At 62.0% G+C, this 13,137-nt stretch carries 10 protein-coding genes; 6 read left to right on the top strand and 4 right to left on the bottom strand.

Annotation, left to right across the window (positions count from 1 at the left end; all coding sequences use genetic code 11):
- The first annotated feature begins 7 nt into the window (after positions 1-7).
- The 6 genes from VGM51_05770 to VGM51_05745 all read left to right on the top strand — a co-directional run bounded on the left by VGM51_05770 (position 8) and on the right by VGM51_05745 (position 8,984).
- Positions 8-1,411, top strand: a complete 1,404-nt coding sequence (locus VGM51_05770) for an L-fucose/L-arabinose isomerase family protein (GenBank protein ID HEY3412555.1) — start codon at positions 8-10, stop codon at positions 1,409-1,411.
- Positions 1,412-1,431: 20 nt separating this feature from the next.
- Positions 1,432-1,674: a hypothetical protein gene (locus VGM51_05765; GenBank protein ID HEY3412554.1), complete on the top strand. Its 243-nt coding sequence runs from the start codon at positions 1,432-1,434 to the stop codon at positions 1,672-1,674.
- A gap of 35 nt (positions 1,675-1,709) precedes the next feature.
- Entirely contained in the window at positions 1,710-3,401 is a 1,692-nt protein-coding gene (locus VGM51_05760) for a ribulokinase (GenBank protein ID HEY3412553.1), read from the top strand.
- Positions 3,398-4,114 carry an L-ribulose-5-phosphate 4-epimerase AraD gene (araD, locus tag VGM51_05755; GenBank protein HEY3412552.1) on the top strand — a complete coding sequence of 239 codons (717 nt, stop codon included), beginning with the start codon at positions 3,398-3,400 and terminating at the stop codon, positions 4,112-4,114. Before VGM51_05760 ends, araD begins: the two co-directional genes overlap by 4 nt.
- A gap of 63 nt (positions 4,115-4,177) precedes the next feature.
- The gene (locus VGM51_05750) at positions 4,178-6,568 is read left to right on the top strand and encodes a beta-L-arabinofuranosidase domain-containing protein (GenBank protein HEY3412551.1); all 2,391 of its coding nucleotides are present in this window, start codon (positions 4,178-4,180) and stop codon (positions 6,566-6,568) included.
- 25 nt (positions 6,569-6,593) lie between these two features.
- Complete coding sequence (locus VGM51_05745) at positions 6,594-8,984, top strand: glycoside hydrolase N-terminal domain-containing protein (protein HEY3412550.1); 2,391 nt, start codon at positions 6,594-6,596, stop codon at positions 8,982-8,984.
- On the opposite strand, the gene VGM51_05740 is transcribed toward VGM51_05745, so the two are convergent.
- The 4 genes from VGM51_05740 to VGM51_05725 are packed head-to-tail and all read right to left on the bottom strand — an operon-like array spanning position 8,968 to position 13,017.
- Complete coding sequence (locus VGM51_05740; GenBank protein HEY3412549.1) at positions 8,968-9,843, bottom strand: carbohydrate ABC transporter permease; 876 nt, start codon at positions 9,841-9,843, stop codon at positions 8,968-8,970. The two genes, VGM51_05745 and VGM51_05740, sit on opposite strands and share 17 nt — an antisense overlap.
- 35 nt (positions 9,844-9,878) lie before the next feature.
- On the bottom strand, positions 9,879-10,781 hold the full coding sequence (locus VGM51_05735) for a sugar ABC transporter permease (protein HEY3412548.1): 903 nt from the start codon (positions 10,779-10,781) through the stop codon (positions 9,879-9,881).
- Positions 10,778-12,076 (bottom strand): ABC transporter substrate-binding protein, encoded by a 1,299-nt coding sequence (locus tag VGM51_05730; protein ID HEY3412547.1) that lies wholly within the window; start codon positions 12,074-12,076, stop codon positions 10,778-10,780. The genes VGM51_05735 and VGM51_05730 overlap by 4 nt, the downstream gene beginning before the upstream one ends.
- Positions 12,073-13,017 carry a helix-turn-helix domain-containing protein gene (locus tag VGM51_05725; GenBank protein HEY3412546.1) on the bottom strand — a complete coding sequence of 315 codons (945 nt, stop codon included), beginning with the start codon at positions 13,015-13,017 and terminating at the stop codon, positions 12,073-12,075. Before VGM51_05725 ends, VGM51_05730 begins: the two co-directional genes overlap by 4 nt.
- Positions 13,018-13,137 lie beyond the last annotated feature (120 nt).

The raw sequence follows: 13,137 nt of genomic DNA, 5'->3' as shown, positions 1-13,137 counted from the left end.
GAAAGATATGGCAACGTTTGGAGTTATCGTAGGCAATCGCGGCTTCTTCCCCTCCCACCTGTGTGAAGGTGGCCGACGGGACATCCTGGCGACTTTGGAGAAGCAGGGTATCAAGGCAATCGCCCTCACGCCCGAGGACAGCAGTTATGGAGCCGTTGAGACGCTGGCGGACGCACGAAAATGCGCCGAGCTGTTTCGGGCGCATCGCGACGAGATCGACGGGATCATCCTCACGCTGCCGAACTTCGGCGAGGAGCGCACCATCGTCAATAGCATTCACTGGGCGGAGCTGAACGTCCCTGTCCTGGTCCAGGCAACGCCCGATGATTTCTCGCGCATGACAATCAAGGATCGCCGCGATTCGTTCTGCGGCAAGATGTCCAGCTGCAACAACCTGCGCCAGTATGGCATCCCGTATTCGCTCACCAAGTCGCATACGGTTTCGCCGACGAGCGAGGAATTTGCACATGACCTCCAGACCTTCGCCGCAACCTGTCGCGTGGTGAAGGCCCTGAAGCACGCGCGCATCGGCGCGATAGGCGCCCGGCCTGCGGCGTTCAATACGGTCCGGTACAGCGAAAAGCTGCTGCAAGCGAGCGGCATCACCGTCGAGACGCTTGACCTTTCCGAGGTCCTCGGACGCATCAAGAACCTGTCGGATACCGATCCCATCGTAACGAACAAGCTGGATGCGATCCGCGAGTACACAACAGTTGAGGGAGTCGCCCACGAGCCGCTGATCAAGATGGCCAAACTCGGCGCGGTGATCGACAAATACGTTGAGGAAAACGACCTGTCCGCGACCGCCATCCAGTGCTGGACGGCGATGGAAGAGTTCTACGGTGTCGTTCCCTGCACGATCATGAGCATGATGAGCGACAGCCTGATGCCCAGCGCGTGCGAAACGGACATCGCCGGCCTCATTGGCATGTATGTGCTCCAGTCCGCGTCCGGCCGGGCTTCGGCGATTCTGGACTGGAACAACAACTACGGCAACGACCCCGACAAGGCGGTTCTGTTCCACTGCTCCAACCTGCCCAAGTCATTCTTCCTCGAGCACCATATGGACTACCAGGAGATCATCGCCGGAACGGTTGGCCAAGACAACACGTACGGCACGATTGTTGGCCGGATTGCCCCAGGGCCGTTCACCTATGCCCGCGTCTCAACGGACGATACGATGGGGATGATCCGCGCGTTCGTGGGTGAGGGAACGTTCACCGATGACAAGCTTCTGACCTTTGGCGGATACGGCGTGGTGCACATTCCGCGCTTCCAGGACCTCCTCCAGTTCATCTGCCGCAACGGCTTCGAACATCACGTGGCCACCACCAAAGCCCAGGTGGCGGATGCCGTGGAGGAAGCGCTCACCACCTATATGGACTGGGACGTCTATCGTCACGAAGCTTGATCCCACTTGCTGAGCTTCAGGTGAAGCAGCGACATTTCCCGACCGGAATGGTAGTGGCGGCGTCCTCGCCGCCATCCGGCGCGAAGCGCCGGCCAACCGGCGCGGAGCGCCAGCCTACCGGCGTGGAGCGCCGGCCTAGCGGCCGGTGGTCGGCGAGGACGCCGGCCAACCGGCGCGGAGCGCCAGCCAAGCGCCTGGTGGTCGGCGAGGACGCCGACCCTACCAGGGTTCTATCGCTGAGTGGGCGTAACGCATATACGTGAAGCTAATTCATACGCAACGAACGGAAGATCTGAACATGAGCGATACGAGATATACCATAGGCCTGGATTTCGGGACGAACACCGTGCGGGCGCTGTTGGTGGAGGTCTCCTCCGGCCGTGAAATCGCGACCAGCGTTCACGGGTACGCCCACGGCGAGGCCGGAGTTGTGCTGGACCCGGCGGACCCGAACCTTGCGCGCCAACACCCGCTGGATTACCTGGACGGAATCCGTCAGACGGTGCGTGCCGTGTTGAAAGAGGCGGGGGCGGTTCCGGGCTTCTCCCCCGAGCAGGTCATCGGGATCGGCGTTGACACCACGGGCAGCACCCCGCTGCCCGTGGACGCTGACGGACAGCCCCTGGCGGCGCAGCCGGCATTCGCGGATTCACTGCCGGCCCTTGCCTGGCTGTGGAAGGACCACACGGCTCACGCCGAGGCGGAGGAGATAACGGCGCTGGCTGCTGTCATGCGTCCCGAATACCTCGCCAAATGCGGCGGCCGCTATTCGTCGGAGTGGTACTGGTCCAAGATTCTCCATTGCGCGCGAGTAGCCCCTGAGATCGTGGAGGCCGCGGCGACTTGGGTGGAGATCGCGGACTGGATTCCCGCCGTTCTGACCGGGACCGAAAGCCCGGACGAGATCAAACGCTGCGCGTGCGCGGCGGGGCACAAGGCTTTCTTCAACGCAGCCTGGGGAGGCTACCCCGACGAGGAGTTCCTCGCCGCTCTGGATCCGCGCCTTGCGGCGCTGAGGAGGACGCTGCCCAACGTCGCCGCTACCGTCGCGGAATCGGCGGGCGGCTTGTCTCCGCGATGGGCGGCCGATTTGGGGTTGAGGCCGGGCATACCGGTGGCCATCGGCGCATTTGACGCTCACCTCGGCGCCGTCGGCTGCGGCATCACGCCAGGGGCTTTGGTAAAGATCCTCGGCACCTCATCGTGCGACATGATGGTCGCGAAAATGGATCGCGACCTTCCGGACATCCCCGGGTTATGCGGTATCGTGCCGGAGTCCATTCTGCCCGGCATGTACGGACTAGAGGCGGGGCAGTCGGCGGTGGGGGACATTTTCAACTGGTTCGTCAACGTCATTCAGCCCGGCGGCAGGGAGGCAGGCTCCCATGAAGCGCTCACTCTGGGCGCCTCCAAGCTCAAACCGGGCGAGACCGGACTGCTGGCGCTGGACTGGCATAACGGCAACCGGACGGTTCTGGTCGATCAGCGCCTCACCGGCCTGATCCTCGGCCTCACGCTGCACTCGACACCGGCCGAGATATACCGGGCGCTCATCGAGGCAACCGCCTTCGGAGCGCGGATGATTGTGGAGCGCTTCGAGGAATATGGCGTAACGGTGGATCGCATCGTCAATGCGGGCGGTATCGCGGCAAAGAACACGCTTGTGATGCAGATCTATGCCGACGTCATGAACCGGCCCATGCAGATATCTCGAAGCGATCAGACGTGCGCCCTTGGTTCCGCCATGGCGGCGGCCGTCGTCGCCGGAAAAGCTGCGGGCGGATTTGATTCCTTCGATGATGCCGCGGATGCTATGACCGGCATCCAGGAACGCGCCTTTACCCCGAATGCGGACAGCGCGGCAACGTATGAGAGGCTGTTCCGCCTCTACCAGAAGATGCACGACGCGCTCGGAATCCAAGGGCGGACCTCTGATCTGTCCGCGGTGATGAAGGACCTCCTGCAGCTTCGCGACGAGGCGCGCGGATGAAATACGCCGAACTCCGGGAAGCCGTGTATGCGGCGAATATGGGGCTGGTTGAAGCTGGGCTCGTGGTCCTTACGTGGGGCAATGCAAGCGGCGTGGATCGGAACGAGGGCGTTCTGGCGATCAAACCGAGCGGAGTTGATTACAAACAACTCCGTCCGGAACACATCGTGGTTCTGGATCTGGAGACGGGCGCGGTTGTCGATGGCGACGGACGCCCGTCCTCAGACACTCCGACTCATCTGGCGCTCTGTCGCGCATTCCCGGCGCTCGGCGGCGTCGTTCACACCCATTCGCGGTATGCAACCGCGTTCGCCCAGGCAGGGGTCGAGATTCCCTGCCTGGGGACGACCCACGCGGACAGCTTCTATGGCGCCATCCCGGTCACCCGCCCGCTCAATGAGGCGGAGATCCGGGAGGCGTACGAGGCCAACACCGGTTCGGTGATTATCGAGCGTTTCCGGGATGGCGGTCTTGATCCCACACAAGTTCCAGGTGTCCTCGTGGCGAACCACGGCCCGTTCACGTGGGGCAGCACGGCCGCCAAGGCGCTGGAAAACGCCGTTGTGCTCGATTTTGTCGCCGGGATGGCGCTGGATACGTACCGGTTGGCCAACTGCCCGCCTATCCCACAGGTCCTGCTGGACAAGCATTTCCTCCGAAAGCACGGGCCGGGCGCCTATTACGGACAACCGGTCGCGACCCGGAAACCGTAGGGGGCAACGGCCGGGAAGCGGCGCCCCGTTTGCCGGCCGATGGATTACGCAAAGGAGACGTTGTTGAAACGAACAGCCGTGCTCGTGGCCGGCCTGAGCCTTTGGACCCTTTGTCCGCGCCTGCAGGCCGTCGTGCCCGTGTACCACCAGACGAAGATGGAAGTAGCGAACAAGGTACACGCGCAGGTTTACTCGTTTGAGCTCTCGGATGTCCGGCTCCTCGCCGGGCCGTTCAAGCACGCTCAAGACCTTGATGCCGCCTATCTCCTGCGCATCGAGCCGGATCGCCTTCTGTCACGATTTCGCGTCAACGCCGGGTTGAAGCCAAAGGGCGAATCCTACGGCGGCTGGGAAAGCCAGGGCATTTCAGGACACACGCTTGGCCACTATCTTTCTGCCTGCTCGCTGATGTACGCTTCCACGGGCGACACCCGCTTCAAGGAGAGGGTCCGGTACATCGTGAGCGAACTGGCCGCGTGCCAGAAAGCCGGCGGCGACGGGTTCATCGGAGGCATGCCGAACGCCAGAGAGATTTTTGCGAAGGTTGCCGCGGGTGCCATTTCTTCCGCGGGCTTCGATCTGAACGGCAGCTGGGTCCCGTGGTACAACGAACACAAGACGTTCGCCGGCCTCATCGACGCTTACCTGTATACCGGCAGCGATGAGGCTAAGCAAGTGCTCGTTCGTCTGGCCGACTGGGCGTGGAACACTACAAAGGGCCTATCGGACGACGAGTGGCAGAAGATGCTTGCGGCCGAGCATGGCGGCATGAACGACTCGTTGGCCGACGTTTATGCCTTGACCGGCGACCCGAAGTACCTCGACCTCTCGCGCAAGTTCTACCACAGGGCCGTACTGGATCCGCTGGCGAACCGCGAGGATCGCCTCACCGGCCTCCACGCAAACACCCAGATTCCCAAGGTCATTGGTGCGGCCCGGCTGTATGAACTGACAGGAGAACAGAAGTACGATACCATCGCCTCGTTCTTCTGGGACGTGGTCACGAAGGAACGGTCCTACGTCATTGGCGGGAACAGCAACAACGAGCACTTCCCGCCGAAGGAGGCGATGTCCAAAAACATCGGGCCGTCCACAGCCGAAACGTGCAACACGTACAACATGCTGAAATTGACGCGGCACTTGTTCTCGTGGAATCCGCTGCCCCAGTATGCCGACTACTACGAGCGGGCGCTCTACAACCATATCCTCGCGTCGCAAGATCCGGATGACGGGATGATGTGCTACTACGTGCCGCTCAAGACGGGGGTGCCGAAGGCATTCAACACGCCGTTCGACTCCTTCTGGTGCTGCACCGGCACCGGCATGGAAAACCACGCCAAATACGGCGACAGCATCTATTTCCGAAGCGCGGCGAACGATCTGTACGTCAACCTGTTCATCGCATCGGAACTTCGATGGACGGACAAGGGCGTCACCGTTCGCCAGAACACGGAATACCCGGTCAAGCCCTCGACGCGACTGACCCTAACCTGCCGCAAACCCACCGAGCTTGCCCTTCATTTGCGAAGGCCCCTGTGGGCCGTCAAGTCCTACACCGTGACGGTGAATGGAGCGCGCGAATTGCTTCGCAGCAAGCCCGGAAGCTACGTAACGATCAAGCGCGTCTGGAAATCCGGCGATGTGATTGAGATCTCAATGCCGATGACCCTTCGTGAAGAGCCGATGCGTGATGACGCGCACACCGTTGCGCTCCTCTATGGACCGCTCGTACTGGCCGCCGCCGAGAATCCGGCGGGGCCCCCGCCGGTGATCGTCGCGGGAAGCACAAGCGCGACCACGGCCATCAAGCCCGTGCCGGGCAAGCCGCTCACGTTTACGGCATCCGGCCGGGTATTTCGCGTGGCGGGCGAACCGTCGAAGAAGCCGCTCACGCTCCGCCCGTTCTATGCGGTGTACAAGACGCCATACGTTGTCTATTGGGACTCGTTCACCGAGGGACAGTGGAACGCCAAACAACAGGAATACCTTGCGGAGCAGGCGCGGGCGCGCGCTCTCGAGGCGCGAACCACGGATTCGATACGCGTTGGGGAAATGCAGTCCGAGCGCGATCACCGGTTCGAGGGGGTCAACACCGAAACCGGTGAATTCATGGGCCGCAAATGGCGCCACGCTACCGACGGTGGCTGGTTCCTTTTCGGACTGAAGATAGATCCGAAGGTCCCGATGGATCTCATCTGTACGTATTGGGGAGGCGACAGCGGCAATCGGGAATTCGACATCCTCGTCAGCAGCGAGAGGATCGCCGCCGAAGTGCTCGAAAATAACCGGCCCGGAGTGTTTTACGACAAGACGTACGAACTGCCAACCGAGATCACGACGGGGCGCGACGGAATCTACGTCCGCTTCCAGGCGCATCCCGGCAAAATGGCGGGCGGTCTGTATGGGTGTCGGGCGGTGAGGAGAGCGACTCCCGTTATGAGTTCGCCCCGTTAGCCGGCAATCTGGAGGCCAATCGGAATTGTCTGATCACACGATGAGTCGGCGGAGTTTTGTGAAAGCGGCCGCGTCTGCCGCCGCCGCGGCCGCATCGGCTGACCTTCTGGCTGTGCCTTTTGCGGCTAGCGCCGAATCCGTTTCAACACCGACGCTGCCCGTCCCGGGACGTGGTTTTATCAGTGTGCGCCCCGCAGCCATCTGGGAGGAAGCCCTTATCACGGGCAACGGGAAGATGGGCGCCCTCGTGATGAGCCAGGCGCTCGACGAGACGATCATCCTGTCGCACGAGCGCCTCTTCCTGCCCATCCACGAGCCGCTTCCGCCGCCGGACACCGGCGCACACTTGCCCGAGATCCGCCGATTGCTCAAGAACGGCGAATATCAGAAGGCTTCGGACTTCGTTGTTGACCTGTCCCACAAGGAGGGCTACGGCGGGAAGCGCTGGACCGATCCTTTCATCCCCGCGTGCGACCTCCGAATCGGCATGGCGGCAAGCGGCGAAGTGCGCGACTACGTCCGATCACTGGACTTCGAGACCGGCGTCGCCACGGTGCGGTGGACGGATGACCGCGGCACGTTCACCCGCCGGACTTTTGTTTCGAGGCCGGCTAACGCCGTGGTCACGCTACTCGAGGGGCCGCGTGGGCGAGTTGACGCCGAACTCTATTTTGAGCAACACGCGGGGGCGCATGGCATCAAGCAGGTGCATGCCATGGCAGAACAGGGGTGGTTGTTCTACCGGAGCACGTTCGCCCTCACGGGCGGTGAGTACGGGTGTGGTGCGCAGGTGATCGCCGCGTCCGGCGACTCCACGGTTGAGGGCAATCGACTGGCCGTGAAGGGAGCGGACAGCGTCCTGGTCATTCTGAGGGTTGAACCGGACAGCGCGGGATCGGCGCTAAAGGGCGTCGCGCGCCTGGATGCTTCTTTCGATCGGCTCCTGTCAGACCATCGCAAGGTTCACGGCAGGCTGTTTGACAGGGTGCACCTGGACCTTGGCGGAGGGATAGATCGGGGATTAGCCGCCGAAGAACTGGTCCGGCGTTCACGGGAAGACGCACTGTCGCCGGCCATGCTGGAGAAGGCCTTGGACGCAGGGCGTTACGCGATTCTTTCGAGTTGCGGAGATTGGCCGCCAAACCTGCAAGGCGTGTGGTCGGGAACGTGGACGCCTCCGTGGTCGGGTGACTATACGCAGAACGGAAACGTGCAGGCTGCCATCGCGAGCCTCCTATCCGGGAACCTCCCGGAGTGTCTGAAGAGCTACTTCGGATATCTCGAGAGCCATCTCGACCAGTGCCGCGAAAACGCGAAACGTCTGTACAATGCGCGCGGGCTCTACGTTCCCTCCCGAACGAGTTCGCATTTCCTGCAGAACCACTTTGACGCTACGTGGCCGATGACCTTCTGGACGGTTGGCGCCGCCTGGGCCGCCCGGTTCTACTTCGATTACTACCTGTACACGGGCGACCGCGATTTCCTTCGCAAGCGCGCCTTCCCCTATATGAAGGAGGCTGCCGCCTTCTTCGAGGATTTCCTGGTGTCCGGCAATGACGGCAAGTGGCTGTTCTCACCATCGTATTCGCCGGAGAACAACCCTGGTAACAGCCCGTCGCAGGCGTGCGTCAACGCAACGATGGATATCGCTGCGTTGAAGGGGCTTCTGACCGACCTCATCGCAGCCGGCAAGGTATTGGGGGCCGACCCGGACCTCATCGACCGATGGAATGGCATGCTTCACAAGATACCGGCGTATCAGATCAACAAGGACGGCGCCGTGAAGGAGTGGACATGGCCCGGCCTGGACGACAACTATGCCCATCGCCATTGCTCGCACCTCTATCCGCTGTTCTGGGGTCTGCCATCCGAGATAGGCGATAACCCACCGTTGCGCAAGGCGTTTCAGCGCGCCTTGGACTTGCGCATCGCAGAGCGTCGAAGGGAGCCGGGTGGGGGAGTCATGGCGTTCGGCCTGGTGCAGCTGGGCCTCGCGGCCGGCAGCCTCGGTGACAGCGAATCGGTGGGCTTCGTGGTTGACCGCCTCGCACGGAATTACTACTTCCCGAACCTGGCAACGTCCCACGATCCGGGGAGCATCTTCAACACGGACTTGAGCGGCGGGTTGCCGGCCGTGCTGATCCACTCCCTGGTTCAGTCCTGGCCTGGTGAAGTGACGCTGCTGCCGGCGCTACCGCGGCAGATGCCGGCAGGGCGGCTCACCGGAGTCCTGTGCCGAGGCCAGGTGACCCTCAGGGAGCTGATGTGGAATTCGGAGAGCGTGACCGCCAACCTGGAATCCGCGATCGATCAGACCATCGACATCCGCACACCTTCCGTGAGGGGAACGCGGTCCATGACTCTTCGCGCCGGCAAACCGGATTCTATCACCATCGCGCTCACTTCAGGCCCGTAAGCGCGATTCCCTCGATGATGTTCTTCTGGAAGAGGAGGAACGCGATCAGCACGGGGAGGGTGCAAATCACGCTGGCGGCCAACGTGAGGCTGTATTCCGCGTAGTACGAGCTCTGAAACAGGGCGATGCCGACCGGCAGGGTGTACTTGTCCACGGAATCCAGAAAGACCATCGGGCCGAGGAAATCGTTCCACGCGCCGACGAAAGTAAAGATTCCGAGCGTGGCGAGCGCCGGCCTGGAAAGAGGAAGCACCACCCGCCACAGGATGCTTGCCCGGGAGCATCCATCGAGCGCGGCTGCTTCCTCGAGGTCGCGCGGGATACCCAGGAAGAACTGATAGAGCAGGAACACACCGAAAGCTCCCGCGCCGGCAGGGATGATCAGCGCGGCGGGCGTGTCCAGCCAGCCCAGGTGGTTCAAGATGAGGTAAACCGGCACCAGCAGTATCTGGCCTGGGACCATGAGCGTGCTCACGATGATCAGGAATACGGTGCGTCCGCCGGGCAGGTCCAACCGGGCGAGCGCATACGCCGCAAAGGACGAAACCGTCAGGACCAGGAACGTCACCGAGCCGGCGATGAAAACGCTGTTGAAGAACCATCGGAAAATCGGTATTTCCTCGGAGTTGCCGAGCACTTCCCGGAAATTGGCCAGCGTCGCGGCCTTCGGCAGCAGGCCGGTGAACTGAACGATCTCCGAGTCGGGCTTCAGCGACGTGATCAGCATGATGGCGACCGGAAGCACGAAAATGAGCGCTCCCGCCGCGACCAGCGCCTCCAGCAGCCAGCGGCGCCCAAGCCTTTGCGTCCTCGCGGAGACCGGCGATACGGTAGTTGGTTGTTTTGCGGTCGAAACCATTCACGATACCTCAGAATTCGGGGCCGTGGGGCGGCTCAGCGCTCCCTCATCAACCGGAACTGGCCAAAGGAAAAGATGGCGATCACCACGAACAATATCCAGCTCAGCGCGGCGGCATAGCCCATGCGGTAGTTGTTGAACGCCGTTTCATAGATGAACTGAACGAGAGAGCGCGTTGACATTTCCGGCCCGCCGCTCGTGATCATGTAGGTCTGGCCGAACACCTGGAAGCTCCCGATGATGTTCATCACCATCACGAACAGGAGAACCGGACGGAGGAGCGGGATGGTGACGTGCCGGAACTGCTGCCAGCTCGATGCGCCGTCCAGCGACGCTGCCTCACGGAACTGGGCAGGGATGTCGTGCAAACCCGCCAGCAGAACGACCATCGGGCCGCCGGTTGTCCACCATAGCGTCATGAGCGCGATCGACTTCATGGCGACTCCAGTGCTCGTCAACCAGGGGACCTTTATGCCGAAAGCGCTCAGATAGGCGTTGAACACGCCGAACTCGCTGTTGTAGAACCATCGCCAGAGGATGCCCACGACCGAGATGGTGAGGATGGTCGGCAGGAAGTATGCCGCCCGATACATGCTCTGGCGCGAGGCTGCCACGGAGTGCAGGCCAAGGGCCATGATGAGGGCGGAGCCGATGGTGAACGGCACCGCCATCACCACGAACCGCAGGGTCGCCCAGAGGGCTTTCCAGAAATAGGGATCGCTGAAACTCTCGCGGTAATTGGCCACGCCGATGAGCTTCGGCGGCACCGGCGACAGCAGATCCCAGCGGAAGAACGAGATCCCGAGCCCGTAGATGAGGGGTGCGATCAGAAACATCCCGAACAGAATCAGGTAGGGCAGGGCGAACAGGTAGCCGGACCACCGGTCCCAGTTTCGCCTTCGTCGCCGTTGTGCGGTCGAAACGGGTTCACTCGTCATGGCTGTCTCCCCCCGGTTTCCCGCGCCGCCTGTTCCCGGGCAATGACGGCATTCACGTTGTTTGTGGCGATGTCCAGCGCCTCTTTTGTCGTGCCGTTGCCGCGCAAGACCTTCTCAACCGCGAGATCGAGCTCCGTCTGGAACTCGAACACGAAGGGAAGGCTGGGCAGATACGTTACTAGCGGAATCTGTTTGGCGAATTGCGACTGCACCGTCATCGCTTTGAATCGAGCGGTCCGGCGGAGGCTCTTGCGGACCGGGACCTGGCCGCCTGCCGCCCAGTCGAGGCTGTTGTCCGAAAGAAACTTCATGAAGCGCCAGGACGCCTCGAGTTCCGGGCCTTTGAGATCGGATCGCAGGCAAAGGTTGTGCGAATCCGCCCACACGCGGTGATAGCCGTCCACCTGTGGGACGGGGGCGCCGCCGAAGTCAAGGTTCTTCTGCTTCTCGAGGTCCGCGAGCATATAGATGCCCTCGAAGGCCATGGCGATCTTGCCCTGTCGGAAACCGATCCAGGAATCGAAATTCTCCGGAGACGGCGCGTAGTGGTATTTGTTCACGATGTCCGAGCAGAACTGCAGGCCGGCGATGTTGCGGGGCTCGTTCATCGTGCAGCGCGAGTAGTCCTTGGTGAAGAACTCACCGCCGAACTGCCGCATGAAGGTGTATGTGTTCGACTCGAAATTGGTGAACACGAAGCCCCACTGGTCCTGTCCGCCGTTCTGCCCCTTCTTGGTGAGCCGCCGCATGGCGTCCATGAATTCGGGACGATTGGTCGGCACCTTGGGGTTGCCCTGCGCGTCCACGAGCCCGGCTTTCCGGAACAGGGTCTTGTTGTAATACATCCCCATGACGTGCACGTCCAGGGGGAGCCCGTAGTGCTTTCCTCCGAACTTGACCGCGTTCCACACATTCGCGTCCACGTCCCGGATATCGATTCCCGACGGCCCATTGACGAGATCGTCGTTGGGCCGGGCGAACCCGGCGCCGGCGAATCGATTCATCGCGCGCGTATGGATGACGAACACCTCGGGGGCGCGGTGGCCTATTCCGGCGACGAAAAGCTTGTTGTAGTAGGTCGCCCACGCCATCCTCTGCATGACCACGTGAACGTCCGGGTTTTGCTCGTTGAAGCGCTTTACCATTCGGAGCATCGTGCGGCCATCGGGTCCAGTGAAGCCGTTCCAGAATCGCACCGTGATCTTGCGGTGCGCGCCTTGCCCGCACCCTGAGGCGAGGACGGCGATACACAAGAGGGCTGCGCGGCGCCAGGCCTGGGACAAAGAGGGTGTCATGGATTGCTCTCTTTCGGGCGGTCGAGATAGTGCAAGCGCAAGATCATGTCCTGTTCGTAATTGCCGAAATGCCGGCCGAACAGGTTGAAGCAGCCGAGGTTCGTCGCATCGGGCTTGATTCCGATCCGCACGTTTACCGGTGCTTTGTAATGCAGGCCAAGCTGCGAAATCGTGTTGGCCGATTCCGGCGATCCATCCACGTAAGCCCCTTCATCGTCGACCGCCCATACCTTCAACATTCCGTACTGGGTGCGAGTGTCCCACCACCACGTCGGCGTCAGCCGGCCGCGATTCTCGCCAAACCCGCCGAACGATGTCCAGGTGCCGATTTCCACTTCGTTGATCCACACGGTCACGTCGCCGGGGCAGTCGATCCGGTGCATGGCGAGTTCCGAACAGATCTCCATGGCGAGTTCGAGGCGGGTGATCTCGGCGCCCTGAGGCACGCGATTCGGGAAGACATATTCGACCGAGCCGCGGCCAACCCAGATCAACTGGGCGGAGGCGCGTTCGGGGAGGAGGAATGCCTGGGGATCGTCGATGGAGCCGATGATGCCGGTGGAGCTGGCAAGGCCGCAGGGGCGCTCAACATCCGCCCGGGAGTACATGCCGATGGGCATCTCGGTCTCTTCCACGTGCGGCTCGGGGGTGGGGGGGCCCTCAAAGGAGACCAGCACGTGCTCGTAGCGAAGGCGGCACATCTTCTGCGATCCCTGTTCGCCGGCTACGGTTTCCGTCCTCACGAGGCCCTCTTCGGCAAGATCCAGAATGTGGCGCGTAACGGACGAACGGGAAACGCCCACACCCTGGGCGAGGGCACTGATGCCCATGGGGCCTCTCTGCAGCATGCGCAGAATTCCCCGCCGGGTGTCGGATGACAGGGCTTTGAACAGCGTGGCGCTGTCGATGCCGCGAACTTCAGAGAGACGTGCTTTGTTCACTGTGTCGGGACCTTCGAATATATTATACCCAGCCGCAACGCCCGTGTACAACGGCGGGGCCAGACTGGACCCGCATCCGTGGGGCGCTATGACACCACGGCACGATGTGAATGGCGACGA

The sequence above is a fragment of the Armatimonadota bacterium genome, assembly GCA_036504095.1.
Lineage (GTDB): Bacteria > Armatimonadota > DTGP01 > JAKQQT01 > JAKQQT01 > DASXUL01.
This window is presented reverse-complemented; position numbering and strand designations above follow the sequence as displayed.

Bases quoted from the DNA above. Each gene is read 5' to 3' on its own strand.
- VGM51_05735 (HEY3412548.1), bottom strand. From the start codon at position 10,781: ATGACGAGTGAACCCGTTTCGACCGCACAACGGCGACGAAGGCGAAAC.
- VGM51_05740 (HEY3412549.1), bottom strand. From the start codon at position 9,843: ATGGTTTCGACCGCAAAACAACCAACTACCGTATCGCCGGTCTCCGCG.
- VGM51_05770 (HEY3412555.1), top strand. From the start codon at position 8: ATGGCAACGTTTGGAGTTATCGTAGGCAATCGCGGCTTCTTCCCCTCC.
- araD (HEY3412552.1), top strand. From the start codon at position 3,398: ATGAAATACGCCGAACTCCGGGAAGCCGTGTATGCGGCGAATATGGGG.
- VGM51_05730 (HEY3412547.1), bottom strand. From the start codon at position 12,076: ATGACACCCTCTTTGTCCCAGGCCTGGCGCCGCGCAGCCCTCTTGTGT.
- VGM51_05760 (HEY3412553.1), top strand. From the start codon at position 1,710: ATGAGCGATACGAGATATACCATAGGCCTGGATTTCGGGACGAACACC.